This is a genomic window from Paramagnetospirillum kuznetsovii (assembly GCF_003284725.1).
Classification (GTDB): domain Bacteria; phylum Pseudomonadota; class Alphaproteobacteria; order Rhodospirillales; family Magnetospirillaceae; genus Phaeospirillum; species Phaeospirillum kuznetsovii.
Window position 1 is genome coordinate 126,482 of record NZ_PGTO01000005.1, and the last position, 25,921, is coordinate 152,402.

At 62.6% G+C, this 25,921-nt stretch carries 21 protein-coding genes; 7 read left to right on the plus strand and 14 right to left on the minus strand.

What is annotated here, in order from left to right:
* Positions 1-16: 16 nt before the first annotated feature.
* Both CU669_RS09110 and CU669_RS09115 read left to right on the plus strand, forming a co-directional pair.
* The gene (locus CU669_RS09110) at positions 17-715 is read left to right on the plus strand and encodes a glutathione S-transferase N-terminal domain-containing protein (protein ID WP_112143919.1); all 699 of its coding nucleotides are present in this window, start codon (positions 17-19) and stop codon (positions 713-715) included.
* A 205-nt stretch (positions 716-920) separates the two neighbouring features.
* Entirely contained in the window at positions 921-2,600 is a 1,680-nt protein-coding gene (locus CU669_RS09115) for a methyl-accepting chemotaxis protein (protein ID WP_112144104.1), read from the plus strand.
* Positions 2,601-2,758: 158 nt separating this feature from the next.
* On the opposite strand, the gene CU669_RS09120 is transcribed toward CU669_RS09115, so the two are convergent.
* From CU669_RS09120 to CU669_RS09150, 7 genes are all read right to left on the minus strand, one after another.
* Positions 2,759-3,469 carry a GNAT family N-acetyltransferase gene (locus CU669_RS09120; protein WP_112143921.1) on the minus strand — a complete coding sequence of 237 codons (711 nt, stop codon included), beginning with the start codon at positions 3,467-3,469 and terminating at the stop codon, positions 2,759-2,761.
* A gap of 24 nt (positions 3,470-3,493) precedes the next feature.
* Positions 3,494-3,727 (minus strand): hypothetical protein, encoded by a 234-nt coding sequence (locus CU669_RS09125; protein WP_112143923.1) that lies wholly within the window; start codon positions 3,725-3,727, stop codon positions 3,494-3,496.
* Between the two features lie 114 nt (positions 3,728-3,841).
* Positions 3,842-4,171, minus strand: coding sequence for an STAS domain-containing protein (locus tag CU669_RS09130; protein ID WP_112143925.1), 330 nt, complete (start codon positions 4,169-4,171; stop codon positions 3,842-3,844).
* Between the two features lie 5 nt (positions 4,172-4,176).
* A complete protein-coding gene (locus CU669_RS09135; protein ID WP_112143927.1) occupies positions 4,177-6,912 on the minus strand; it encodes a SpoIIE family protein phosphatase in 2,736 nt (911 codons plus the stop codon).
* 34 nt (positions 6,913-6,946) lie between these two features.
* A complete protein-coding gene (locus CU669_RS09140) occupies positions 6,947-7,981 on the minus strand; it encodes an ABC transporter substrate-binding protein (RefSeq protein ID WP_112143929.1) in 1,035 nt (344 codons plus the stop codon).
* Positions 7,978-10,062: an MFS transporter gene (locus CU669_RS09145; RefSeq protein ID WP_112143931.1), complete on the minus strand. Its 2,085-nt coding sequence runs from the start codon at positions 10,060-10,062 to the stop codon at positions 7,978-7,980. Before CU669_RS09145 ends, CU669_RS09140 begins: the two co-directional genes overlap by 4 nt.
* A gap of 25 nt (positions 10,063-10,087) precedes the next feature.
* Positions 10,088-10,924 carry a hypothetical protein gene (locus CU669_RS09150; protein WP_112143933.1) on the minus strand — a complete coding sequence of 279 codons (837 nt, stop codon included), beginning with the start codon at positions 10,922-10,924 and terminating at the stop codon, positions 10,088-10,090.
* Between the two features lie 221 nt (positions 10,925-11,145).
* Here CU669_RS09150 and murI point away from each other — a divergent pair, with 221 nt between their 5' ends.
* Complete coding sequence (gene murI / locus CU669_RS09155; RefSeq protein WP_112143934.1) at positions 11,146-11,958, plus strand: glutamate racemase; 813 nt, start codon at positions 11,146-11,148, stop codon at positions 11,956-11,958.
* A gap of 3 nt (positions 11,959-11,961) precedes the next feature.
* Here the strand turns inward: murI and rodA are convergent, their stop codons facing one another.
* From rodA to CU669_RS09185, 6 genes are all read right to left on the minus strand, one after another.
* Positions 11,962-13,125, minus strand: a complete 1,164-nt coding sequence (gene rodA / locus CU669_RS09160) for a rod shape-determining protein RodA (protein ID WP_112143937.1) — start codon at positions 13,123-13,125, stop codon at positions 11,962-11,964.
* Positions 13,125-14,999, minus strand: coding sequence for a penicillin-binding protein 2 (gene mrdA / locus CU669_RS09165; protein WP_112143939.1), 1,875 nt, complete (start codon positions 14,997-14,999; stop codon positions 13,125-13,127). Before mrdA ends, rodA begins: the two co-directional genes overlap by 1 nt.
* A gap of 10 nt (positions 15,000-15,009) precedes the next feature.
* Positions 15,010-15,525, minus strand: a complete 516-nt coding sequence (mreD, locus tag CU669_RS09170; RefSeq protein WP_112143941.1) for a rod shape-determining protein MreD — start codon at positions 15,523-15,525, stop codon at positions 15,010-15,012.
* Entirely contained in the window at positions 15,522-16,415 is an 894-nt protein-coding gene (gene mreC / locus CU669_RS09175; protein WP_112143943.1) for a rod shape-determining protein MreC, read from the minus strand. The genes mreD and mreC overlap by 4 nt, the downstream gene beginning before the upstream one ends.
* Positions 16,416-16,726: 311 nt before the next feature.
* Positions 16,727-17,767: a rod shape-determining protein gene (locus tag CU669_RS09180; protein WP_008618978.1), complete on the minus strand. Its 1,041-nt coding sequence runs from the start codon at positions 17,765-17,767 to the stop codon at positions 16,727-16,729.
* Between the two features lie 101 nt (positions 17,768-17,868).
* Positions 17,869-19,413, minus strand: a complete 1,545-nt coding sequence (locus CU669_RS09185; RefSeq protein ID WP_112143945.1) for a 2-isopropylmalate synthase — start codon at positions 19,411-19,413, stop codon at positions 17,869-17,871.
* Positions 19,414-19,749: 336 nt separating this feature from the next.
* Here CU669_RS09185 and CU669_RS09190 point away from each other — a divergent pair, with 336 nt between their 5' ends.
* The 4 genes from CU669_RS09190 (at position 19,750) to CU669_RS09205 (ending at position 25,466) form a co-directional block, all read left to right on the plus strand.
* Positions 19,750-20,970, plus strand: coding sequence for a hypothetical protein (locus tag CU669_RS09190; RefSeq protein WP_112143946.1), 1,221 nt, complete (start codon positions 19,750-19,752; stop codon positions 20,968-20,970).
* A 160-nt stretch (positions 20,971-21,130) separates the two neighbouring features.
* Positions 21,131-21,826, plus strand: coding sequence for a Crp/Fnr family transcriptional regulator (locus CU669_RS09195; protein WP_112143947.1), 696 nt, complete (start codon positions 21,131-21,133; stop codon positions 21,824-21,826).
* Between the two features lie 214 nt (positions 21,827-22,040).
* Positions 22,041-23,483 carry a cytochrome c oxidase accessory protein CcoG gene (ccoG, locus tag CU669_RS09200; protein ID WP_112143949.1) on the plus strand — a complete coding sequence of 481 codons (1,443 nt, stop codon included), beginning with the start codon at positions 22,041-22,043 and terminating at the stop codon, positions 23,481-23,483.
* 678 nt (positions 23,484-24,161) lie between these two features.
* Positions 24,162-25,466 carry a tyrosine-type recombinase/integrase gene (locus CU669_RS09205; protein ID WP_112143950.1) on the plus strand — a complete coding sequence of 435 codons (1,305 nt, stop codon included), beginning with the start codon at positions 24,162-24,164 and terminating at the stop codon, positions 25,464-25,466.
* Here the strand turns inward: CU669_RS09205 and CU669_RS21095 are convergent.
* Positions 25,451-25,864, minus strand: coding sequence for a hypothetical protein (locus CU669_RS21095; RefSeq protein WP_146747711.1), 414 nt, complete (start codon positions 25,862-25,864; stop codon positions 25,451-25,453). The two genes, CU669_RS09205 and CU669_RS21095, sit on opposite strands and share 16 nt — an antisense overlap.
* Positions 25,865-25,921 lie beyond the last annotated feature (57 nt).

Here is a 25,921-nt window from a genome sequence, read left to right on the forward strand (position 1 = left end):
AACCGGGAGCGTCCCCATGATCGACCTTTATTACTGGACCACCCCCAATGGCCACAAGATCACCGTTTTCCTGGAAGAGGCCGGACTGGACTATCGCATCATCCCGGTGGATATCGGCAAGGGCGAGCAGTTCAAGCCCGACTTCCTGAAGATCTCCCCCAACAACCGCATGCCGGCTATCGTCGATCACGACCCGGCCGAGGCAGGCGCGCCGGTCAGCGTGTTCGAATCCGGGGCGATCCTGCTCTATCTGGCGGAAAAGACCGGGACATTCATCCCCGGCGATCTGCGCGGCCGGGTCGAGGTGCTGCAATGGCTGTTCTGGCAGATGGGCGGGCTGGGGCCAATGGCCGGACAGAACCATCACTTCGCCCTCTATGCGCCGGAAAAGATCCCCTACGCCATCGAGCGCTATGTCAAGGAGACCAGTCGGCTTCACGCCGTCCTCGACAAGCGGTTGGCCGATCGCGAGTTCATCGCCGGGGAGTATTCCATCGCCGATATGGCCGCTTATCCCTGGGTCGTCCCGTGGGAGCGCCAGGGCCAGCGCCTCGACGACACGCCAAATTTGAAACGCTGGTTCGAGACCATCGGTGCCCGTCCGGCGGTGCGGCGCGCCTATGAGCGGGCCAAGGACATCAATACCCAGCAGGTGGTTTCGGAGGAGGCCAAGAAGGTGCTGTTCGGCCAGGATGGCGGCACCGTCCGGCGGTGATTTCTTGCATAATACTTTAGAACGGGAGCAATCGGAGGGGCGGGCCAAACAAGGCCTTGACTAAATAGGTATCGGCATACCAATTTAGGGGGGGCGGCAGGGTGCGACCCAACCAATGACAAGCATCCGCCACGGGAAGATGGGCAAAGTTTTCAAGTTCGAGGCCGTATCGCGGCTCGATCACCCTTTGGTTACGGGGGAACTAGTGCTCGCTCGCATTTCCAATGCTCGTATCGCGGTCAAGGTCTTCATCGCGCCACTGCTTTTGGTGGTGTCTGTGGCGGTTTTGGGCCTTGTCTTCCATTTCGCCATGAATCGCCAGGGCGCGGCCATGGAACGGATGGTGACGGTTTCCTTCGCCAACAGCCGCGCCGCCGCCGAACTGGACGGCGTGGCCGCCGCCATTCAGTCCAATGTCTATCGTTTGCTGGGCTGGCAGGCGGCCAAGGAGGACAAGGACAAGATCAAGGCACTGGATGCCCAAATACGTGCCGACATGAAGAACCTCGGGGACAAGTCGGGGGCGCTGTTCGTCGCGCTCGGCACCGATGCCGCCGCCGCCAAGCAGGTCAAGGACTATGGCCTGGCCGCTGGCGACGTGCTGGATATCTATTCGTCCGACCATATCACCGCCCTGTCCATGATGGGGTCCACCGAGATCGAATACGACGCTTTGCACAAATTGCTGAGCGGTCTTTCCCAGCAGGCGGCGGCCAAGGCGGCCGCCGACTATGCCGATACCTCCGATATCGCCAGCGCGGCCAAGGCGCAGTTCTTCCTGGTGCTGGTCGGCGCGCTGACGGTGGGCGCCGTCGTTACCCTGATCATGATCCGCCTGATCGCCGGTCCGGTGACGGCGCTCACCGAGAGCATGGGGCGTCTGGCCGGTGGCACCACCGAGGTGGAGATTCCCTCGCTGGACAATCAGGACGAGATCGGCGCCATGGCCCGCGCCGTGGCGGTCTTCCGCGACGGCATGGAAACGGCGGCCCGTCTTGAGGCCGACCAGCGCAGCCAGCGCGAAAGTCAGGCGCGCCTGATCGCCCGGCGCGACGATCTGATCGCCAAGTTCAATGCGGCCATGGAAGGGATTTTGGCGACGGTGGTTCACTCCATCGAGCATGTCCACACCGTGTCCAATTCCCTGCAAGCGACCGCCGAACAGACCAGCCAACAGGGCGCCGCCGTGGCCTCTGCGGCGGAAGTGTCCGCCGCCAATGTGGCCACCGTGGCCACCGCCGCCGAGCAGTTGGGATGTTCGGTTCAGGAAATCAGTCGCCAGGTGGCCGAGACCACCACCATTACCTCGGAGGCGGTGCAGGGCATCCATTCCGCCAATACCACCATGGACGGCCTTGCCGCCGCCGCCGGTCGTATCGGCGAGGTGGTGGAACTGATCAACGCCATTGCCGGGCAAACCAATCTTCTGGCGCTCAACGCCACCATCGAGGCGGCGCGGGCGGGCGAGGCGGGCAAGGGCTTCGCCGTGGTGGCGGGCGAGGTCAAGACGCTCGCCAACCAGACCGCCAAGGCCACCGACGAGATCGCCCAGCAGATCGCTGGCATCCAGTCCATCAGCCAAGACGCGGTCGAGACCATTCGCACCGTCGGACGCACCATCGACCGCGTCAATCAGGTGGTGGCCTCCATTGCCGCCGCGGTGGAAGAGCAAAGCGCCGCGACCAGCGAGATCGTGCGCAGTGTTCAGCAGGCCTCCGACGGCAATGCCGAGATCACCCGCAATATCGGCGACGTGTCAAAGGCGGCCGGTGCCACCGGCGAAATGGCCGCCGACATGTTCAGGGCCGCCGACGAACTGGTTCACGAATCGGAATCCATGCGCAGCGAGGTGGGAACCTTCCTGTCGTCCATGCGACAAGGTTAGGTTGTATCGACATTCAGGGAATTCGGCTGATGTCGGGCCAGAATGTCTTTCTGGCAGAAACTTTAGCCACAGATGAACACAGATAAGCACAGATGAATTGAGGTGTTTCCTTATCTGTGGCCCATGTCTCATCCTATCCACTCGAATGTCTATTGGTCTTAGCCCTTGTTCAAGACCGACAGCCGTTCGCGCTGGCGGCCTTCGGCATCGAAATTGTCGGGGCGCAGCCAACGTTGGAAGCTGTCCCGAATGTGCGGCCATTCCGAATCGATGATGGAAAAGCAGGCGGTATCGCGATTGCGACCCTTGTTGACGGTGGCTTGACGGAACACGCCCTCGAGGCTGAATCCGAAGCGTTGGGCGGCGTTGCGGGAACTGGTGTTCAGGGCGTCGCATCGCCATTCGCAACGGCGGTAGCCCAATTCGTCGAAGGCGCGGCGCAGCATGAGATACATGCATTCGGTGGCGGCCGGAGTCCGGCGCAGGCAGGGCGCGAAAATAATGTGGCCCACGGAAATGGACCCCCCGGTGTTCTCGATGCGCAGATAGCCGACCATGCCGAGCGCGGTGCCGCTGACATTATCCACGACGGCGTAGAATTGGGGGTCGTCACTGGCGGCGGCGACGCCCAGCCATGTCTGAAATTCGGCCTCGTCCTTGAAGGGGCCGTAATAAAGGTAGGTCCAGGTCTGGCCCTCGCGGTCCTCCACCATGGCGTTGTAGAGCTGGCTGGTATGACGAGCGAGATCAAGCGGTTCCAGGCGGCAGAACTGGCCTTGAACGGTGGTCCGCCCCGGCTTGGGCCGTGTTGTCCAGTCCGGGATGGGAACCCCTACGGGCTGGCCGAACCGGTTGGTCAGATCGCTCAATCGCCGCCCCTTTCCAGGTCGTCGTCAGACGTCGCGTTCCGGATCGATGTCGAAGCGGCGCTTGCCGTATTTTCCGGTGAATGACGGACCGTCGTCGATTTCCACATGGCTGCGGGCCAAGGTGCTCGCCTGATTGATCAGGTTCTGCTGAAGCTCGAACATATGCTTCCAGTACTGCATCATCTGGGTGGACGACGCCATCCAGCCGTCCAGCATGGCCTGTTGCAGAGCGATCATGTTTTTTAGCGGATCAGTCATTTTTCCTCTCCTGATGGCGAATCGGCGGTCGGCAGGGACGACCGGAATTCACCCTATCATCCTACCCCAGCCGTCATTGACGCACCACCGTCAACAGGTGCAGGGCGGCCCCACCTACAACGCGGCGAGGGCCGCTTGACGGTCGGGATAGATGGAGAGAATTTTGGCGAAGCCGGAGACGTCGAAGATTTCGCGGATATTGGGCTTCATGCCACACAGGACGAATTTCCGGGTGCCTCGGGTCATCTTGGCGCCGACCAGAACGACGCGCAGTCCGGCGCTGGAGATATAGTTCAGTTCGCTGAAGTCGACGACGATCTTCGCGGCGCCGCCATTGACGACGGCAAGAACCTTGGCCTCGAATATCTTGGCGGTGGAACTGTCCACCCTGGCCAAAGGCACCAGGACGGTGGCGTCTCCAATGATTTCCTCGCGAATTTCCATGAGCTCTAGCTCTCCTGCTCTCCGATGGTCTTGCGGAGGGTGGTCGTATTCCGACCGGCTTCGTGCCGGTAGTCCGTCGTGTCCATGAACTCTTTCACCAGGAAGACGCCGAGCCCGCCAATGGGGCGATCATCCACATCCAGTTCCAAATCCGGCTCCGGAGCCTCGGTGAACGGATCATACTCCTTGGCGTCATCCTCGATCTCGGTCATGAACTCTACGCCGTCGTAACTGAATTTGACCACGATGTCATGGGGCGCATCGTCACCATATCCGTATGAGATAATATTGGTGATCAATTCGTCCAAGCATACGTTCAGGTTAAACGACAGTTTTTCTGGCAATCCGTGCTTCTCGACGAAGGCGTCCACCTGATTGGCGAGGCGTTCCAGTTCCGCCACATCGTTGGTGATGGTGACGGACAGATGGTCGGGTTCCATGCGCTGCCGGGGCGGCGGCTTGGGCATTGGCGGTCGAATGATGCCTTTCAGGACCGCCACGGGGGCGGGCGGGGGGGGCGCAGGCGCTGGCTGAACTTCGGCCACCGAGGCGATCTCGGCGTCTCCCGTCCCCTTGAAGCCAGTCAGCATCAGGCGGCGCTGCGGCTCCGTCACCGTATCGCCGTCATTCGACGCTTGGTCGAATCGCAACGTCAGCATCGTGATGTCGTCGAATTGCGGGGCGGTTCTGACAAAGTCCTCCACCGATTTCAAGACATCGGCGATGACGGCTTCGGGATGGGTTTCCGTGATCTCGCCCAGATGGGTGATCAGCCGGGGTTCGTCGTAGAGTTCGTCGGCGCTGTTCTGGGCCTCGGTCACCCCGTCGGTGTAGAGATGGACGACATCGCCCACTTGCAGCATGAAGCTGCCGGTTTCGTAGTCCAGATCCTCCATGACGCCCAGCGCCACGCCGGAAACGTCGCGGATGGCATCCACCACGCCGCCGCCGCGCAAGATCAGGGGGGGAGGATGTCCGGCATTGCAGAACGCCACCTCGCCGGTGCGCGTGTCCAGGACACCATAGAAGCAGGTGGCGAACAGGGTCTGCGGATTGTCGCGCGACAGCATGGTGTTGACGAAGGCCAGGCATTCGCCGGGGCTGGATGACAGGGGGGCCACGGCCTTGACGAGGCTGCGGGTGATGGCGATGAACATGGCGGCAGGCACGCCCTTGCCCGACGCGTCGCCGATGACGAAGCCCAGATGGTGGTGATCGATCAGGAAGAAGTCGTAGAAATCGCCGCCCACTTCCTTGGCCGGTACCATGGAGGCATGAATCTGGAATTCGTGGCGGTCGGGGAAGGGCGGGAACACCTGCGGCAGCGAACTCAGCTGCAATTCGCGGGCGAAGTCCAATTCCTGACGCAGAACCGCCAACTGGTCACGGGTGCGCAGGGCCTCGCGCAGGATTTCAACATCGCGGGTGCGTTCGGCGATCAAGGTTTCCAGGCGCTCATGCTGCTCGCGGATACGCGACGACATGGTCTGGAAGGCGACCGCCAGGACTTCCAACTCGCCCTTGCCGCCATCGGATTCACCGCTTTGGCCGGGTTCCCGATTGGACAGGGCCTCGATCTGCTTCAGATCCTCGAGCACGGCTTCCCGCGCCTCTTGCTCCAGCATCTCGGACAGTTTCAGCATCTGCAGGCGGATGAACAGCTCCTGACGGCGGCGCTGCCGCTCGCGGCGCTCTTCCAGCAGGTCCAGCTTGATGGCGTTTTCGCGGAACACGCCGACGGTGCTGGCGATGCGGCCGATCTCGTCATTGTCGTTCTGGACGTCCAGCGTCACCGAGGTGTCGCCGCGCGACAACGCATTCAATACCGTGATGGCCTGATCCAGCGGATCGAAGGAGCGACGCAGATAGACGGAGAACACCGCCAGGACCAGAACCAGGAACCCGGCGACCGCGCCGATGGAGACGATACGGATCTGGTATTGGCGGGCTTGGGTCTCGGTGGAATCACGCACGCTGACCAGGGCGCCGATGACGCGGGACTGTCCGTCGATCAGTGGGAAGACCACCACCGAATAGAATTTGCTGTTGTCGTGCCATGTGTCCAGGCGGCTCTTGCGGACGGAAAGCTTGCCCTCGAAGATTTGCCAGAGCTGGGCGTCGGTGCCGTCGGTCATATGGCCGCCGCGATCCACCAGATAGACGTCGGCGCCGGTGGAGGCCTTGAATTCGGCAATGGGCGGCTTCAAGTCGGAAACCAGCGTGGCCACGCCGACCGGAACGCCATCGGCCCCGATCAGCGGCAGCGTCAACACCACGATAAAGCGCTTGTCGCTGTTTTGCATGATGCCGGTGCGCGGCTTGCCGCTTTCGATGATGGCGCGGCTGGTGCCGGAATCCACCAGGGGCGCGTCCAACAGCGCCCCCCGCGAGGAGTAGAGCAATTCGCCGTCAAGCCCCGCGATTTCGTAATGGGCCACGGCGGCGCGGCGCGACAGGAATTCCGCGGTCGGGGCCATGGCTTCGCGGACCTGAGATGGGCTCCGGCGTCCGGCGGCGTTGATCATCTCGTGATTGGACACCAAGGACGGCGTCGCGGCATCCAGGCGCTGCACGGTGTTTTCCACCAGCTTGTCCCAGAAGATCTGCTGGCCGTTAAGGGTCGCGGTGGCATAGCGCTCGTCCGCCAGTTCCTCGCTCTTCAAGCCGGCGAAGGTAAGACCGCCCACCAACAGGGTATAGGTCAAGGTGACGATAAGGGTTACCCGCGTGCGAAGCAGCATGCGTCCCCCCATCGGAAATTGGACCGAGCCCCGATCATTTCCCCTTGCCCTCCGTCGGGTCGATGACCTCGGCCAATCCCAGCAGCTTCATGGGCGGGTAAAGCCCCAATTGGCGCACCACCGGCATGTTGATGATGATCGACAGCCGCTTGGGGGCGTCGATGGGAATCTCGGCTGGTTTGATCTTGTGCACCAGGATCTGTTCCGCCTTATAGGCGGTCAATTGCCCGACCGTGTAATAGCGATAGACACCGCCGAACATGGCCTTCGAGGTCAGAACCGGATTCTCGCCGGCCGCGAAAGTGGGAATGCCCTGCTCCAGAGCCGCCCCGGTCAGGATGTCGCGGTTGACGTTGAGGAAGGTGTCGGGGGGAATGTAGAGGAAGTCCACCTTCGCCTTCTTCAACTCCGCCACCTTGGCCGGAATGCTGGCGGGATTGGGCTTGCCGTCCACCAGGTCCACCGACCGGCTGATCACCTCGAACCCCGCCTTGGCGCCGACTTCGGAGAACTCGCCGATGGCGACCTGGGCATTGCGTTCCAGTGGATTGAACACCACGCCCAGCCGTTTGAACGGCCGATAGGACTGGATCAGATTGGCCTGCGTCTCGGTGGGGACCAGATAGGTGGTGCCGGTGATGTTGCGCCCCGACGACGCGAAATCCTTGACCATGCTTCCCAGTGGCTGCGACACGATGGCGAAGACGGCGGGAATCTCGGTGATGTGCTTGTCGGCAGCGACGGTGTCCAGCCGACCCAGCATCTCCTCGCTGACCGTGGTACCCCAGGTGAAGACCAGATCCACCTCCAGCCGCTTGGCCTCGGCCACGAAGTCCTTCAGCTTGCTCTTGTCCTGGCCCGCGTCGCGGATGATCAGTTCGACCGGGATGTTCTGATTGGTGAAGTAGTCCTTGAACCCCTGGGCCGCCTCTTCCCATCCCCGCCACAGCGCCATGTAGATGCGGTAGGGCTTGGGCTTGGGCTCGGCGCTCCAGGCACCGGACGGCCAGATCGCCATGGCGGTCAGGGCGATCAGGAGGGCGGCAAGAAGAGGGCGGCGGGACGTCATTCGGCCAGCTCCGCCTCGATATGGGGACCAGAGCCGTAGGCGAAGGACAGCAGGGCGAAGACCACGCTCATGCCGAGAACCACGGCGCCAAGGGCGATCACCGCGCCGGAGATGCCATAGATGGGAATGAAGGCGGCGGCCAGGAAGGGACCGATGACGCTGCCGACCCGCTCGGCGAGGCGCAGGAAGGCCAAAACATTGGTCTGGCCCATGTTGCGGCACTCGGTCCAGCAGATGTCTGGAATGATGGCCAGTTGCGGCGATGCCGACAGGCCGTGCGAGACGCCGAGCAGGGCAATGGAAACGCCGAGTACGTTGAAGTCGCCGCTCAGGACGGGGAGCAAGAGGCCGAAGCCGCCGATCAGGCCGCCCACCGCCACCAAGCCGGCCTTCCAGCCCATCTTGTCGGCCAGCCGGGCCGCCAGCGGCGACAGCAGGACCACCGAGATGGGGTACATCATCATGATTCGGGCGATATCACCGAGGTCGTAGCCCGGCGTCTGGAGCAAGGTCAGCGGAACCAGGAAGAAGAAGAAGCCGGTCAGGGCAATCTTGCTGGGAATGGCTGCAAATGTGACCAGGGCGAAGAAGCGCCAATTGCGCAACAGAGCCAGGAATTCGCGCTTGCGCGGCGACAGGGGCTCCGCCTTCGGTTGGGCCGCGTCCATCAGACGATAGATCAGCAGTCCGGCAACGACGCTGAGGGCGGCGGCCAATACAAAAGTGGCGCGATAGCCCACGCGCTCGGCCAGAACGCCGCCGATCCCGGTGCCGCAGATGCTGGCGGTCAGCACCGCGCCCACATAGACCCCAAGTCCCTGCGCGCGGCTTTCCCGCTGGGCGGCTTGGGCGATATAGCTTTGGCACGCCATGGTGACCAGGGCATAGCCGATGGCGGTCAGCGAGCGCCACAAGGTCAGATCGAAGACGTTGTCCGCCAGACCCGACATGAAAAATCCGACGGTCGCGGGCAGCAGTCCGATCAGGAACACGCGCCGACTGCCCTTGCGGGCCGAAATCATGGCGGCTGACGGCGACACGGCGGCGATGAAGAACATGAACACCGCGATGGGCAGCGCGATGGCCATTTCCTGGTCCAGTCCCGTGGAGGGCGTGTACAGGTCGCGGATGAAAAGCGGCATGAACGAGCGCGACATCTCCTCGGCGAAAACGAACAGGAACAGTGGAAGCCTGATATCCGTCGCCTGATGTTCGTTGATCACTTCCGGCTGGCCGGTGCGTGAGAACCGGAACAGGAAGCGCACCCGCGCTTCGATATCCATGACCCGCCCGACCACCGTCTTGTCGAAATGAGCGGTCTTGATCTCGTCCATATAGGCTTCGAGTCGACGAAACAGTCCATCCACATGACGGATGGCCCCGTTGAAGCCATGGACGAAGCGGCCGACCTCGTCGTCGGAGATGACGCCGCAGGTGTAGCCGAAGTCACCCCGGCGAACCCTATCCATCACCGTGGAGACGGCGCGAATGGGACCGATGACGTTGAAGGTGACGATAAACAGCAGGATTTCCACCGATACCAGCAGGGAGCACAGGGTCATCACCCCGATATCGACGGCGATTTCCATCAGGCGGCTTTGGACGTAATCCTGGTCCAGCCCAACCTGGACATGGCCCACCACAACGCCTTTCGACATCAGCGGCTGGGCCAGATTGACGAAATCGCCGATCAGCGACTTGCGCGATCCGCCCCCTTCGAAATCCGTTACCGAGAAATAAGGGGTGAGCAGTTCGGGCATGGCGCCGTTGATGAACAGGATGCGGTTATCCCGATCCGTCACCGCCAGGTAGCGAATTTCACGATTGGCGGCGAGCACGGGGGCGAAGAATTCGTCCATGCCCTGCAACTTATCCAGCGGGATGCCATAGCCGATGGCCCGCTCGATGCTGCTGGCAAGATCGCGGCCGACGGTTTCCGCCTTCTTGTCCATCTCCGGGACCAGCCCACGGGCGAATTCGCCCAGCGCGCCATGGGCGAGCAGCCCCACCGGAGGCACCAGCACGATGAAGGCCAGCAGCAGCAGTCGGATGAACAGGGGGCGGGTGTGGTCCAGTGTCATGGCCGGACTCTTTGGATCTGGCGTCTCATTGCAGCCGGTCCAATCGGCCCACTTCCTCGGTGGCGTCGCGGATATGCTCGACCGCTTCGCGGGATTTGGCGACGAATTCGGCGAAGTGTGTCTCGAACCCGTCGCCGCCGGGCAATGCCGAGCCACCGGACGCCATGACGGCGTTCAAGGTATGCTCCATGCCCGTAAGCTTGCGGCCGACGCCGCCGAACAACACATATAGACCCAGCGCGGCCAGGGCTGAAAAGACCGCCAGTTCCTCGGCGCCGGTCTTGAGCAAATGCAGCAACAGGCCGGTGACGCCGTGATTGACGTAGACGGCGGGATAGCGCAGCACCACTCCGCCTTCCACCTTGCCCAGATTGTTGACCAAGGGCAGGCCGACGATGAGATTGTCTTCGTCGGTGGTGCCGAAGGCTTGGGACGACCCGCCGCGGATGGCCTCGATCAGGTCTTGGGGGACTTTGCTTCCGATGGCGCCGCGATCGGTGTCGAACAGCACCTCGCCGCGGGCATCGAACACTTCGACGGCGATCACCTGAGGATCGCGGGTCTTCTCGCGTTCCAAGACGTCCTGAACCTGCCGCAATTGCCGCAGCGCAAGACCCAGATTGAGGTTGTCCTCCACCCGCTTCTTGATGGTGAACACCACGAAACTGTAGCGTGACTGCACCAGGGAGGAGTAAACGCTCTCGAATTTGTAGTAGGCAAAGAAGCCGGAGACCAGCAAGGTGCACAGAAGAATGGTGACCAGCGCCAGCGTGACCTTGCGCACAAGCGACCAGCGGACCGGGCGAGACGGCGGCAGACCGCTGGCGGCGGCGGCAGTGCTGGTCGGTCCGACTTTTTCCAAGGCCCTTGTTTCCTCCGCCGTCCGGCGATGCTAGACCACTAACTCCGAAGTGACGCGAGGAAGCTTATAGGATATGTGGCTGAGTTGTCCAAGACTCCGCGACGACTAAACCCCGGCTTTCGTGCAACAACGCCACAGAACATCCAATCTTGCATATGACCAATGATGGGAAGCCAATGTCGCAAGCCAAGCCGCATACAGCATTAACCTTAGCCGCTCCTATGCGACGAGCCGACCCCATTGGTATTTTCGATTCCGGTGTCGGCGGATTGACCGTGGCGGCCGCCATCAGGCGCGTGATGCCCGACGAGAAACTGCTCTATCTGGCCGATGTGGCGCGCCAGCCCTATGGCACAAAATCGCCGCGAACGGTCACCCGCTATGCCGTTCAGGCGGCGGAATTTCTTGTCGGTCGGGGTATCAAGGCGTTGGTGGTTGCCTGCAATACGGCGTCGGCGGTGGCGCTGGAGGCCATTTCCGAGAGATTCCCGTCTCTTCCTGTGCTGGGGGTGGTCGAAGCCGGAGCGGCGGGCGCTGTCGCCGCCTCCGTCTCGGGGCGGATCGTGGTGGCGGCCACCGAGGGCACCTGCAAATCCATGGCTTACGAGCGGGCCATCGCCGGTTGGCGTGGCGACAGTCGGGTGACCTGCATTCCATGCCCGCTCTTCGTCGCCCTGGCGGAAGAGGGGCTGACCGACGGTCCCATCGTCGAAAGCGTGGCGCGCCACTATCTCGCGCCCTTGTTCGACGGTTCCGGCGGCGAGGATTGTCTTGTGCTGGGCTGCACTCATTTCCCGTTGCTGGCCGATGCCCTGGGACGCCTAGCGGGACCGAAGGTCCGGCTGGTGGATTGCGCCCAGGCCACCGCGACATTGCTGGTGGAAACACTGGCCGGATGCGAGGCTCCTGCCGACACCGGCGGCGGCCTCACCCTCATCGCCACCGATGCGCCCGAGCGCTTCTCGCGGATCGCCCAGCGACTGTTTCCCACCATGGACGAGGCATCGCGGGTGGAACTGGCGGACCTCTTCTAGGGACTATTCCTCGCCCAGGCCGCGCCGCGAGATGGGCATGTCGCGGTGGATATAGGCGCTCATCACCAGCCCCCAGCCCGCCAGCAGCGACAGCATGGCGGTGCCGCCATAGGAGATCAGCGGCAAGGGCACGCCCACCACCGGCACCAATCCCATCACCATGGCGGTATTGATGAAGAAATACAGGAAGAAGGTGGTGGTGATGCCGTGGGCCACCAGCCGACCGAACTGGCTGCGGCAGCGGATGGCGATGGCGTAGCCGAACGCCAGCAATAGGCCGTAGAGGCCCAGCAGGACGAGGCCTCCCATCATTCCCCATTCCTCGGCGAACATGGTGAAGATGAAGTCGGTCTGCTTTTCCGGCAGGAAGTTGAGCCGACTTTGGGTTCCCATCATGTAGCCCTTGCCGAACATGCCGCCGGAACCCAACGCGATCTTGGACTGGGTGATGTGATAGCCGGCGCCCAAAGGGTCGTCTTCCGGATTCATGAAGATCAGAACCCGCTTCTTCTGGTATTCGCGCAGGAACTGCCACGCCACCGGAATGGCGGCCAGCCCTCCGGCGATGACCACGACGAATTTCCAGATGCGCACCCCGGCCATGAAGAACAGGGCGCCCGACGACAGCACCAGCATCATGGCGGTGCCCAGGTCGGGCTGCTTCAGCACCAGGGCGGCGGGCGCGAAGACCATGATCAGCGGTGGGATCAGGAATAGCGGGCGGCCGATCTCTTGATAGCCTGCGCCGTGAAAATAGCGCGCCAGCGACAAAATCAAGGCGATCTTCATGATTTCCGAGGGCTGCAACTGGATGAAGCCGATATCGATCCAACGCTGCGCCCCCATGCCGACCGTGCCCTTGATCTCGACCGCGACCAGCAGAACGAAGGCGACGGCGTACAAGATGTAGGCGTTGCGCACCCAAAAGCGCAAATCCACCAGGGCCACGGCGATCATGATTGCGATGCCGATGCCGAAGCGGATGATCTGCTTCATGGCCCAAGGGTCCAGCGATCCCTGGGCCGCCGAATACAAGGTGGCGAAGCCGATGCCGGCAATGGCGGACAGCACCGCGATCAGCGACCAGTTGATCTGCCACACCTTGTCGCGCACCGACATTTCGGTGCGGTTGAGCCGCGACGGCATGCGAGGCATGGGCCGCAGCATCAGAATCTCCTCAGGTCGGTGGACGGGCTGCTGATCTCGGCGATGCGGGCCAGATCACGCTTTTGCACCTCGACCATGATGTCGCGGGCGATGGGGGCCGCCACCGCCGAGCCGCCGCCGCCGTGTTCCACCACCACGGCGATGGAATAGCGCGGATTCTCTTCCGGGGCATAGGCCACGAACAGGGCGTGGTCGCGTTCCTTCCACGGCAATTGATCGTTTTTCTTAACGCCGGTCTCGCGCTCGCGCATGGTGATGCGGCGTACCTGGGCCGAGCCGGTCTTGCCCGACAGCCACATTCCCTCCTGGGTAATGCGCGCGCGATAGGCGGTGCCGCCGGGCTCGTTGGACACGGCGAACATGCCCTTGCGCACCAGGGCCAGCGACTGACGCGACACTTCCAGGCTTGGCCATGTGGGATTAGTCCGTGCCCGCGCCGTCTTTTCGGTGATCATATCGCGGGCGACATGGGGGACCACGGCGAAACCGCCATTGGCGATGCGCGCCGTCATGACCGCCAACTGGATCGGAGTGGCGGTGACATAGCCCTGACCGATGGCGTTGATCAGGGTCTCGCCCGGATGCCAGGGTTGCTTCAGCGCCTTCTTCTTCCAGGCCTTGTCGGGAATATTGCCCGGACGCTCGTTGGGCAGGTCGACGCCGGTTGGGCCACCCATTCCAAAGCGCCGCGCCATTTCGGCGATCTTTTCGAAGCCGGTGCGGCGCGCCACTTCGTAGAAGTAGACGTCACAGGAATTCTTGATGCCACTGACCAGATCCTGGCCGCCGTGGCCTTCCTTCTTCCAGCAATGGAACTTGATGCTGCCCAATTGGGTGTGGCCCGAGCAGAACACCCGCATCTCAGGGGTGATATCGCGGGATTCCAGGGCCGCCAGGGCGGTGACCAGCTTGAAGGTGGACCCCGGCGCGAATTGCCCGGCGATGGCCTTGTTGCTGAGCGGCGAGCGCGGATTGGTGGAAAGTTCCTTCCATTCCTCGGAGGTCAGGCCGCGATTGAAGGAATTGGGGTCGAAGCTGGGGGTGGACGCCATGACGATGACGTCGCCGGTATGGATGTCCATCACCACCACGGCGGCGCTTTCGTCGCCCAGGCGTTGGGCGGCGTATTCCTGCAACTTGACGTCCAGGCTGAGATTGAGATCGACGCCCGGCTCGCCTTCCTTGCGCTCCAATTCGCGGATGACGCGCCCCACCGCGTTGACCTCCACCGAACTGGTGCCGTGGCGGCCGCGCATGGCCATGTCGTAGATGCGTTCGACGCCGCCCTTGCCGATGCGAAAGCCGGGCAACTCTTCCAGCGGATCCTCGGTCAGCTCGTTCTCCGACACCGCCGAGACATAGCCCAGGATATGGGCGCCCAGGCTTTCCAGCGGGTAATAGCGGCTTTGGCCAACATCGATCAGAACGCCCGGCAGATCGGCCGAGTTGACCTCGACACGGGCGACTTCTTCCCAAGTCAGGTTCTCGCGCACGCTGATGGGCACGAAACTGCGCCGCCGACGGGCTTCCTTGTGGACGCGGGCGCGCTCCGCGTCGCCGATACTGATGAGGCGCGACAGCCCGTCCAGGGTGTAGTCCAACGACGGAGTCCGCTCGGCAACCACCATGACGCGGTAATTGTGCTGGTTGACCGCCATGGCGATGCCGTTGCGGTCCAGGATCAGCCCGCGCGGCGGCGCCAACAATCTTGTGCTGACCCGGTTGTCCTCGGCCAGCATGGCAAATTTGTCGGCCTCCATGACCTGGAGGTAGTACATGCGGGCGGCCAGGGCGCCGATCAGGGTCGCCTTGGCGCCCCCCAACACCAGGGCACGGCGTGAAAACATCTTGGAGCGGTCGTTGTCGTGATACATCAACCCCTCCCTAGACGTCCTTGAGGAAGGCCATCTGCGTGCGCGCCAGGATCCAGGTCAGGATCGGGAAGCAACACAGAGTCATCAGATATTCGAAGATCACCGGCGACGGGTCCATGGCCCGATTGAGAATCATCGACACCAGGATCCAGGCGAGGCTGATGGCGCCCGCCGTCAGCAGCCCGAAGGCCCACCATGTCACGGCGAAGGACTTGCCCAGGAAGAACTTGCGCTGCGAGGCGGCGGTTCCCTGCACCAAGAGCATGACCAGGGCATTGACCCCCAAGGGCGTGCCGCTGACGATGTCGTAGAGCAGGCCGATGACGAAGGCCAGCCAGGCCGGCAGCAAATCGGGGCGGTAGATGGCCCAGTAATAGACCCCCATCAAGGGCAGCATGGGCGAGATGCCGGAAAATTCGGGAAGATGGGTGGGGACGGCGGTCAGCAGCAGCAGCAAGAGGGTAACGCCGAAGGGAACCAGGTGGCGGACCCAGGTGTCCATCTTCACCCAGATCGAGGGCGTCACTCTTCCTTCTCCTTGCCCCGGCGGCGGCGCTCGGGCGGCGGCGGACGATCGAACGGGATGATGCCGCCCAGACCGAAATCCACCACCGAGACGAATTCCAGATGATGACGCTGGATGAAGGGCTCGACCCGTGTCACGCCATCATTGATGGAGGAAATGACTCCGATGGGAATTCCCGGCGGGAAAGCCCCGCCCGACGCGGCGGTGACGATCCGGTCGCCCACCGCCATATTGGGGCTGCCCGCCACATAGGTCATGCGGGGACGCGCCGTGTTGTCGCCCGACAGAATGGCGCGGGTGCGGGTGGATTCCACCAGGATCGGGGTACGGGCGTTGATGTCGGTGATCAGCAGCATGCGCGACGAACGCAGACCAACCTCGGCGACATGGCCGACCAGCACTTCGCCCGACATCACCGCCTGGCCCTTGCGCACGCCGTCCTTGGAACCAGCCCCCAACAGCATGGAATGGCCGAAGGCCGAGCCCATATCGCCGATCACCCGCGTGGTGACGAAAGCGGGGTCGGGCTCGGGAATGACGTTCAGATTCTCGTGCAGCACCACATTCTCGGATTCGAGGCGCCGCGCCACCGTTTGCCAATGCATCAGGCGGGTGTTTTCCTCACGCAGGCGGGCGTTCTCGGTCCGAAGATTGGTCAGTTCGTGGAAATTCTGAGTCACCTGGGCGACGGTGGCGGCCGGGCGCGCCATGGCGTCCAGCACCGGTGCCAGCGCATCGGCCACCAAGGCGCGGGTGCGCTCGATCAGAATGATGTCGGCCTTGCCGAGGATCATGAGAGCAACGGAGGCGACGATCAGCGAGAGGAAGGCGAAACGCTGGACGAGCAGCCTGAACGTAGCGAGCCGACCTGCCGCATTCGACTGCTTCACCGAGACCCTCCGTTGTGAGAGATCCGCTCAGGACGGTCGAGCGGAATCATCCCGTAGACTACTACATCTAGTGACCGGGAGCCAGAGAAGTTTCGGTTCCCGGCGGACCCAGCCCTAGAATTAGTACACCGACTCATTCAAAAGAGATATCACCTCATCTCTTCGTCATGCGCGGGCTTGTCCCGCGTATCCACGCGGCTCCGCCAACCACTGTGTTTCCGGGGGCTTTACCGCAGAACGGCGTGGATGGCCGGAACACGTCCGGCCATGACGATTGAGAAAGGCGGTGAAAACCTCTGCCTTTCTCGCAGCTAGTACATGCTGGTCAGCACGTTCTTCAGCTTGGGCATTTCTTCCAGGGCGCGGCCGGTGCCCAGCGCCACGCAGGACAGCGGATCGTCTGCGATGGAGACGGGAAGGCCGGTGGCGTGGCGCAGCACATAGTCCAGGTTGGACAGCAAGGCGCCGCCGCCGGTCAGCACGATGCCCTTGTCGACGATGTCGGCGGCCAGTTCGGGAGCGGTGTGCTCCAGGGCGACCTTGACCGCCTCGATGATGGCGCCGACCGGTTCGGCCAGGCTTTCGGCGATCTGGCGTTCGGAGATGATCAGTTCCTTGGGCACGCCGTTCATCAGGTCGCGGCCCTTGATCTCCATGGTGCGGCCTTCGCCGTCCTCGGGGGGGCAGGCGGAGCCGATTTCCTTCTTGATGCGCTCGGCCGAACCTTCACCCACCAGCAGGTTATGGTTGCGGCGGATATAGGCGATGATGGCTTCGTCCATCTTGTCGCCGCCGACGCGCACGCTGCGGGAATAGACGATGCCGCCCAGGGACAGAACGGCCACCTCGGTGGTGCCGCCGCCGATATCGACCACCATGGAACCGGTGGGCTCGGTGACCGGCAGTCCGGCGCCGATGGCGGCGGCCATGGGCTCCTCGATCAGGAAGACGCGGCGGGCTCCGGCGCTTTCGGCCGATTCCTGGATGGCGCGGCGTTCGACGGCGGTGGAGCCGGACGGCACGCAGACGATGACCAGCGGGCTGGCGAAGCTGCGGCGGTTATGGACCTTGCGGATGAAGTGCTTGATCATCTCCTCGGCCACTTCGAAATCGGCGATGACGCCGTCGCGCAGCGGGCGAATGGCCTGGATATAGCCGGGGGTGCGGCCCAGCATCATCTTGGCTTCGTCGCCGACGGCCAGGACTTTTTTCTTGCCCTTTTCCTCGGCGATGGCGACCACGGATGGCTCGTTGAGGACAATGCCTCGGCCCTTGACGTAGACCAGCGTATTGGCGGTTCCCAGATCAATCGCCATATCCGCGGACATCCAACCGGTCAGCTTCGAAAACATAATCCCTCGCTCAACATCCGATGTCGTCTTCAGTACGTCGCCGCAGGCTCGGCCATTGTGGCAACGCGGTTCAAAATGGAATCCAGGTGCCCGGTGCTATATCACGCCGACAGAGCGTCCGGTGCGCTTTTTTCCCGTTTCACCAAAAGTTTGTTCAAGGCGTTGACATAAGCCTTGGCCGAGGCGACCAGCGTATCGGTCTCGGCCCCCTGGCCGTTGACGCTTTTGCCGCATTCTTCCAGGCGCACGGTGACCTCTGCCTGGGCGTCGGTGCCTTGCGTCACCGCGCTCACCTGATAGAGCTGCAACTTGGCTTCATGGGGGAACAGCGCCTTGATGGCGTTGAAGGTGGCATCCACCGGACCGTCGCCGGTGGCGTGGACGCCCTTGGTCTCGCCGTCGATGGACAGTTCCAGGGTGGCGGACGGCGGCTGGTGCTTGGTGCCGCACAGCACTTCCAGCGACACCAGCTTGACGCGGTCGTTGCCGCGCACCACCGCGTCGTCCACCAGGGCGACGATATCTTCGTCGAACACGTCCTTCTTGCGGTCGGCCAGATCCTTGAAGCGGTTGAAGGCGTCTTCCACCGCGTTGTCGCCCAGATCGTAGCCCAGCTCCTTCAGCTTGGCCTTGAAGGCGGCGCGGCCGGAATGCTTGCCCATCACCAGTGACGAGCGATGCAGGCCCACGGATTCCGGGGTCATGATCTCGTAGGTCTGGGCGTGCTTGAGCACCCCGTCCTGATGAATGCCGGATTCATGGGCGAAGGCGTTCTTGCCGACGATGGCCTTGTTGGGCTGGACCACGAAGCCGGTGATGGTGGAGACCAGTCGCGAGGCCCGGGTGATGGCCTCGGTCTTGATGCCGGTCCTGTAGGGCATCAGATCGGGCCGGGTGCGCAGCGCCATGACGATCTCTTCCATGGCGGCGTTGCCCGCGCGTTCGCCCAGGCCGTTGATGGTGCATTCCACCTGACGGGCGCCCTTGCCCACGGCGGCCAGGGAATTGGCCACCGCCAGCCCCAGGTCGTTGTGGCAATGCACCGAGATGATGGCCTTGTCCATATTGGGCACCCGGTTGAACAGCATGGCGATCAAGGCCGCGTATTCTTCCGGGATGGCGTAGCCGACGGTGTCGGGGATGTTGATGGTGGTGGCGCCGGCGTCGATGGCGGCCTCGACGCAACGGCACAGGAAGTCGTGCTCGGTACGCGACCCATCCTCGGCCGACCATTCCACGTTGTCGGTCAGCTTGCGGGCATAGGCCACCGATTCCCTGACCTTTTCCAGAACCTTTTCCGGCTCCATCTGCAACTTGTACTTCATGTGCAGCGGGCTGGTGGACAAGAAGGTGTGGATGCGGCCCGACGCGGCGGGCCTGATGGCCTCGGCGCAGCGGTCGATATCGCCCTTGGTCGCCCGCGCCAAGCCGCAGATGGTGGACGTCTTGACCACCTTGGCCACGGCCTCCACCGCTTCGAAATCGCCATTGGAGGCGATGGGGAAGCCCGCCTCGATCACATCGACGCCCATTTCTTCAAGCGCCAGGGCAATGCGAACCTTCTCCTCCAAATTCATGGAGGCGCCGGGCGATTGCTCGCCGTCGCGAAGGGTGGTGTCGAAGATGATGACGCGGTTGGTGTCCATGGACGGGCTCTAGGGGCAGGGAAAAGACGGTGAAACAGGTCGTGAAACAGGTTTCATGGTCGATATAAGAAGTCTGTTTTGCAGCGCAAAGTCAACAGGATCATGTGTCGAATCGACCGGATGGGGGCCATATTTCGCAATTCCCTGGCAGCCAAGGATATCTGCACGACAAATGGGGCGGTTAGTAGTCATTTAGACATAAAACTACAATATGTGGTGGGGCTCACAGATAGTTCCGCAGTGGCTTGCTAGGGTATCTCCCAAGGAGAACACCCTATCCTCCGATCCTCGATCTGGTGGGGATTGAGACCCGGAGGTCCGAGACTGGAGAAGGCCATGACCACCGCTTCGGCGCTTACCGCCAACACTGCCGTCCTCAACGAGCGCGCTCGACGACGGATCAATCTGACCCTGAACGGCCCCGTGATGGAGGTTCTGGCGGAGTTGGTCCCCGACCTCGCGGTCTTCCCCCGCGACAGAAGGCTGGAAATGGCACTGAGCGATTGCGCCTTGCTGCATCGCTGTTTCAACGCGTTTCGCGGCGAGCGCAAGCGGTTCCGGACCCTGCTGGTGGACCGTCGCGACCGGCCGGTGGAAAATGACAACGCGCCGCTGGCCTGCGGGCGGACCGTCAATCAGGTGATATCCATGATCGTGCGTTCGGCGGCGAAGCGGCATTTCCGCATGCGGCTGGACCGGCGCGCGCCCTGGCCCGACGGCGTCAAGTCGCGTCCACGTCTCCAAAAGCCGGTCGAGGTGGGCTGGGGCGGCATGCTCCGCTGGATGACCGGGCGAGCCGAGGAAAGTCGGCAAGTGGCCATGCGGCCGGTGACGTCGTCCGGTGATCAGCTCTACGACGCCATTCGCAAGTATCTGCTGCACGATTGGCAGGTTCCCATCATTCCGCAATACGCCCGCATGACGCCGCCCGAGGTCTGGAGCCTCGGCGCTCGCATCCTCGATTTCCGCGACGCCGATGAACTGGCCGCCTATCTGGATCGCGGCGCCAACAGCAATTCGGTGCCCGAGCGCTGGGCCGTGGAAGCGGTGGAGACTTCGGTTCCGCCATTGGTCGAGGTAGAGCCCATGCCGCCGCCGCCCGCTCCGGTGGTTGGTGGCGCCTCGTTGCCGAGCGCGCCGCTGGTGGCCGACGGCAGGGCGCGTCTCGGCGAGGTGCTGAGCCAAGATGGCCGCACCTTGCGCATGGAGGCCTTCGTGCCGATCCTGCTGCGGCCCGAGACAAAGGCGATGCTGGGTTGGCCCAGCCAGACGGAACTTCTGCGGGCGTCTCGCGTCATGGCGGGGACCGGCGCCGGGACGGTGCGGCGCTTGGCGGTGGATTTCGGTTTGTCGGTGGATCAAATGGGCTTGATGCTGGCCTCGGCCGCCCTCGCCTTGCCGCAGCCGGTGTTCGAAAAGGTCTTCGGCCGCCACGGCGACGCCATGCTGATCCTGGCCCTCATCCAAAAGGCCCGCATGGGCGGCCTTGGCCCCGACAGCGACCCCGCCGATTTCGCCGCCTTCATGCGCGATCTGTTCAGCCGCTTCGGGCGCTGATCGGGCGAGGCGGATCGATGCGTCGCCACCGCACGAAAGCGTGAAGAACACTCGGATGGGCACAGACCGAGGCTGGCTTTTTTGGCGCGCCGAGTTACTCTCAATGATCCCAGGGCAAGATACCGAGCAAGACGGACCTGGATCAGGCGGAAGGGAGTTCATGCGCGATACACAGATCCAGGCGGCGTGGTACGGCCTTGATACCTGCGAGAAGTGCGCCATCCGCCATCTGGTCCTGTTCGCCGATCTGAAGCGCGAGGATTTCAGCGCCGTCCACTTGCCGATCGAGGATTTGTGGCTGGCGCCGGGCACCGAGCTATACGGCCAGGACCAATCGGCCGAGGCGGTGTTCACCATCCGCGAGGGGCTGGTCAAGTTGGAGCAATACCTTCCCGATGGCGGGCGCCGGATCGTCAGCCTGCTGGGCCAGGGCGATGTGGCCGGACTGGAAGCCACGCTGGCTCCCGCCCACGAACACGCCGCCGTGGCCTTGGTGCCCACCAAGGTCTGCCGCATTCCGAAGCCGGTGATCGACCGCCTGTCGCCCAAGCTGCACCGCCAGCTTATGACCAAGTGGCACGACATGGTGTTGCGATCCCACCAATGCGCGCGCGAACTGTCCACCGGCAGCGCGCGCCAGCGGGTGGCGCGGCTGATCCTGCTTCTCGGCCTTCCCGGCGCGCCGACCTGCCGCCTGTTCGGGCGCGACGACGTGGGCGCGCTGCTGGGCATCACCACCGAGACAGCGTGCCGCATGATCTCGGATTTCAAGCGCCGCAAGCTGGTCGAGGAGATCGCCCCCAACCAGTTCCGCCGCGACGTGGCGGCCCTGCAGGCCATCGCCGACGGCCAATAATCGGGGCCGACTGAGAATTGTCAGTGCGGGCGCGATGTGCCCGGGCCTAGCCTCCCTGGAACAGCCATCCTGGGAGTTTCTCGTCATGTATCTCGATCTGGATGCCTATTTGGCATTGGGTGGCCTGGCTTCGGTCCTGGCCATCACCATCGGCCTGGGTCTTTTCCTGGTCCTGAAGAAACGCTAGCGCGCTCCGCCATCCGAAAGCCCCGAAATGTCCATCATCCAAACGCCCAACGAAACGGCGGAGGCAAGGCAGTCCTCCGCCTATGCTTTTTCCCCCAAGATCCATCCGCGCGCCGTGAAGGGAAGGTTCCGTTCGCTGAAATGGGCCGCCATGGCCCTGCTTCTGGCCTATTGGCACTTGGCGCCCTTCCTGCGCTGGGACCGCGGGCCGGGTGCGCCGGATCAGGCCATCCTTCTCGATATCACCGGTCGGCGGGCCTATTTCTTCTTCATCGAGATCTGGCCCCAGGAGGTCTATTACATCACCGGCATGCTGTTCATCGCCGCCATCAGCCTGTTCGCCATGACGGCGCTGGCCGGGCGGGTGTGGTGCGGCTTCCTGTGCTGGCAGACCGTCTATACCGACCTGTTCGTCGCCGTGGAACGTCTGGTCATCGGCGATCGCAATGCGCGCCTCGCGTTTGACCGTCGGCCGTGGAGCCTGGGCAAACTGGCCCGTGTCGGTGCGGTCAACGCCGCCTGGGCACTGATCGCGGCGGCCTGCGGCGTGGGATTTACCTTGTATTTCGGAGACGCCTTCCAACAGATCCGCGACATCGTCACGGGCGATGCCAGCTTCGCCACCTACGGCACCATCAGCGTGGTGGGCGGGCTTTGCTTCCTGCTTGCCGGCTATGCGCGCGAGCAGGTGTGCATTTACATGTGCCCCTATGCCCGCTTCCAGTCGGCGATGTTCGACGAGCATTCGTTGATCATCTCCTACGAGGCGTGGCGGGGCGAACAGCGGGCAGCGGCGCCGCGCGACGGCAATTTCCAGGGGCGCGGGCATTGCGTCGATTGTTCCGCCTGCGTCCAGGCTTGTCCCACGGGAATCGATATCCGCAACGGCAACCAACTGGCCTGTATCGGCTGTGGCCTGTGCATCGACGCCTGCAACACCGTCATGGACCGATTCAAGCTGCCGCGCGGCCTGGTGTCCTACGACTCCTCGGCCAATCTGGCGGCCAGGGGGCAGGGGCTGGCCGCGCGCCTAAGGCTGATCCGGCCGCGAACACTGGTCTATGCCGCAATTCTGGTGATCGCCGCCTCGGTCATGCTGGGGCGCCTGCTGTCCCGGCCCGATGTCGACGTCAACATCTTGCATGAGCGCGCGCCCCTGTTCGTGCAGATGTCGGACGGCTCCATCCGCAACGGCTATGTCTACAAGGTGCTGAACATGAAGGCCGAGGACCGGGTGTTCACCCTGTCGCTTGCCGGAATCGACGGCGCCACCTTGGACGTGGTTGGGGGCGAGGCCCACGCGACCGCTTCTCGGTTGGAAGTGGGGCGAGACAGCGTCGGCACCTTCCGCGTCTATGTCACGGTGCCCGCTGAAAAGGTGACGGCCAAGAGCCTGCCTCTGACCTTCGTGCTGGAAGGTGGGGGCCGGACAGTGGCGAGCGAAAGCCTGTTCGCCGGTCCCGAACCCTGAGACAGGGCGATGTTAGCGAAGGGGCGGGTCGCATCGCGATCCGCCCTTTTCCCTGGTGACGGGGCGCCCACCATTTGCGCCGAACACACTTCCTCGGGACTGCTTGAGCCGATTGCCGCTGCCCTTCTGGTGGGATTGGGCTTTAACCCGCTCTACGCCAACGGGTTTGACCACCATCGTCAGGTCTGGCTCTTACAGTGGCGGATAGCCGGTTGATTTCAGGGCTGAGAAGCGCAATTTTTCTGGGGAGAGGCCGGTTTTCTTTCTGGAAAAGGGCTCCCGCCACGGCCTCATACAAAATCCAGCACCCTCTCTGGCCTTCGGGCTGGAGGGGGATTCTTATAGAAGATCAGGGAACGGGGGCTCTGAGCGGGTGTGGGAAAGCCTTCCGTGTGGCAATCAGGGGGGCGTCCCCCCTTTCTGACTTCCGATTCGAACCCTTGTACCCACATAAGCCATCCTGGTTGGTGGGGGGGCTTTATTTTAGGGCGAACGTTGGCGGAACAGCAAAGCGCAAGGCTGCTATGGCCTTGTTTCTATTGATAAATCAGCAGTGTCGAGAGATTGGCGTCCCCACGGGGAGACGATGAACCTCAAGATGTAAGCCGCATAACCATTGATTTCCGCCACTCTTGTAGTGCATTGTGTGGGGGGAATGTGTTGGGGAAGGTGGTTCTTATGTACCTGGAAAAGCGGCGTCGTCGGTGGTACGCAATCCATGAGATACCCGAGGATGTGCGGGAGATCATCGGCAAGGGCAAGCAATTCTTTCAGAGCCTGGAGACCGAGGACCGGAAGGCAGCCGAGCGCCGGGCAACGCCCCTCAAGGTCCGTTGGCTGTCCGAGATCGAGCAGGCCCGCAAGGGAAATCGGGAGCACATCGAGCAGGATGCTGCATACTGGCGCAAGGTTCTCCGGGAGACCCCAGAGGAACAGCGAGAGATCGTCCTTGATCTGATTGCCGACGAGACAACCACCCGCGTTGAACGGGCCATAGAGAGGGCCGGATACGTCGATTACCGGGAAGACGGAGCCATGGACCTTCCCGAGGTTGAGGAGGCCCAGCGGTTCCATGCCATCGCCACCGGCAAGCTGGTGCGGCTGGACGAACACCTGGACGAGTGGGTTGCAACCTTGTCGGGGGAGACCAAGACCAACGACATGAAGCGGTCCACGGTTCTCAAGTTCTCTGAGACCTTCCCTTATGTCTCGGACGTGAAACGCAAGGACATCCAACGGTGGGTCAATGCCCTGGTCCAAGGGGAAGGTAAGAGGGTTTCTACCGTTCGCCGCTCCCTGTCTGAGGTGCGGGGATACTGGTCATATCTGGTGTCCATCGAAGCAGCCCCAGAGGATGCCCTTCCCTTCGAGAAGCTGACCCTTCCCAAGGAAGGGGTCAAGGAAGCCGTCAAGAACGAGCGCCGGGCCTTTGCTCCTGAAGATGTGGTGAAACTCCTCAAGGCTGCCGAGGATGACAACGACCACCAGCTTGCCGACCTGATCCGATTGGGGATGTGGACAGGTGCCCGCCTGGAGGAGCTTTGCTCCCTGAAGCTGTCGAAGGTGGGGGAGGGGTTCTTCGAGGTGGAGGACGCCAAGACCCCCGCCGGGTGGCGCAAGGTGCCGATCCACTCCAAGCTGGTCCCCACCATGGCCCGGCTGATCGAGGCAAGCGAGAAGGCCAAGGACGAATACGTCATGGCCGGGTTGTCAGAGAACAAGTACGGGGATCGCTCCAATGCCATCGGCAAGCGGTTTGGTCGCCTGAAGAAGGAGGCCGGGTTCGGTTCTCAGTACGTCTTCCACTCCATCCGCCACACCGTCGCCACCATGTTCAAGAGCCTTCGTGTTGAGGAGGCCCTGGCTGCTGACATCCTGGGGCATGAGCATGACAAGATCACCTTTGGCCGGTATGCCTCGGATCAGGCCCGGATGGAGACCTTGGGGCCGATCATGGAGATGCTGAGTTACCCAGAGGTGTGACTTGATGGAAGTGGTTCCCAATCCCCCTTGCGCTTGGGAATGGAGAGCACCACCGGGACACTGAACTGAACCCGGCTGATTGTTTTATCGGTGGTCTTTCCCTCCGCATCTGCTCCGACCTTCAAGACTGAAGCCACAGCGACTTTGAAACCACCCGTGGCCCCAGCACTTTCTTCGGCATGGGTGGCGAGGTCGAAGTGGACAACCTGTCCAATAATGTGGCGGGGGCCTTTTTCATCATCAATAATGCATATCGTCCTATCGTCACCAGCATTGGCTGGAGGTGGTGAAATAACCGCTTGAGCGCCATCAGCACTTATTTCTTTCTTTGCTGACTCAATGCCTCGCACAATGTCAACAAGGGTCTGGCTTACAAAATCCTTTAGGCTAACAGTCATTTTCTGCCCCCTTCAATCCCACTCCTTTAATCCACAACCAAGATAAGTCCAGTCACG

What these genes read in the sequence shown, in the direction of transcription:
- CU669_RS09110 (WP_112143919.1), top strand. Translation starts at nt 17, where the DNA reads ATGATCGACCTTTATTACTGGACCACCCCCAATGGCCACAAGATCACC.
- CU669_RS09125 (WP_112143923.1), bottom strand. Translation starts at nt 3,727, where the DNA reads ATGACTGATCCGCTAAAAAACATGATCGCTCTGCAACAGGCCATGCTG.
- CU669_RS09130 (WP_112143925.1), bottom strand. Translation starts at nt 4,171, where the DNA reads ATGGAAATTCGCGAGGAAATCATTGGAGACGCCACCGTCCTGGTGCCT.
- CU669_RS09135 (WP_112143927.1), bottom strand. Translation starts at nt 6,912, where the DNA reads ATGCTGCTTCGCACGCGGGTAACCCTTATCGTCACCTTGACCTATACC.
- CU669_RS09140 (WP_112143929.1), bottom strand. Translation starts at nt 7,981, where the DNA reads ATGACGTCCCGCCGCCCTCTTCTTGCCGCCCTCCTGATCGCCCTGACC.
- CU669_RS09145 (WP_112143931.1), bottom strand. Translation starts at nt 10,062, where the DNA reads ATGACACTGGACCACACCCGCCCCCTGTTCATCCGACTGCTGCTGCTG.
- murI (WP_112143934.1), top strand. Translation starts at nt 11,146, where the DNA reads ATGCGACGAGCCGACCCCATTGGTATTTTCGATTCCGGTGTCGGCGGA.
- rodA (WP_112143937.1), bottom strand. Translation starts at nt 13,125, where the DNA reads ATGCTGCGGCCCATGCCTCGCATGCCGTCGCGGCTCAACCGCACCGAA.
- mrdA (WP_112143939.1), bottom strand. Translation starts at nt 14,999, where the DNA reads ATGTATCACGACAACGACCGCTCCAAGATGTTTTCACGCCGTGCCCTG.
- CU669_RS09180 (WP_008618978.1), bottom strand. Translation starts at nt 17,767, where the DNA reads ATGTTTTCGAAGCTGACCGGTTGGATGTCCGCGGATATGGCGATTGAT.
- CU669_RS09185 (WP_112143945.1), bottom strand. Translation starts at nt 19,413, where the DNA reads ATGGACACCAACCGCGTCATCATCTTCGACACCACCCTTCGCGACGGC.
- CU669_RS09190 (WP_112143946.1), top strand. Translation starts at nt 19,750, where the DNA reads ATGACCACCGCTTCGGCGCTTACCGCCAACACTGCCGTCCTCAACGAG.
- CU669_RS09195 (WP_112143947.1), top strand. Translation starts at nt 21,131, where the DNA reads ATGCGCGATACACAGATCCAGGCGGCGTGGTACGGCCTTGATACCTGC.
- ccoG (WP_112143949.1), top strand. Translation starts at nt 22,041, where the DNA reads ATGTCCATCATCCAAACGCCCAACGAAACGGCGGAGGCAAGGCAGTCC.
- CU669_RS09205 (WP_112143950.1), top strand. Translation starts at nt 24,162, where the DNA reads ATGTACCTGGAAAAGCGGCGTCGTCGGTGGTACGCAATCCATGAGATA.
- CU669_RS21095 (WP_146747711.1), bottom strand. Translation starts at nt 25,864, where the DNA reads ATGACTGTTAGCCTAAAGGATTTTGTAAGCCAGACCCTTGTTGACATT.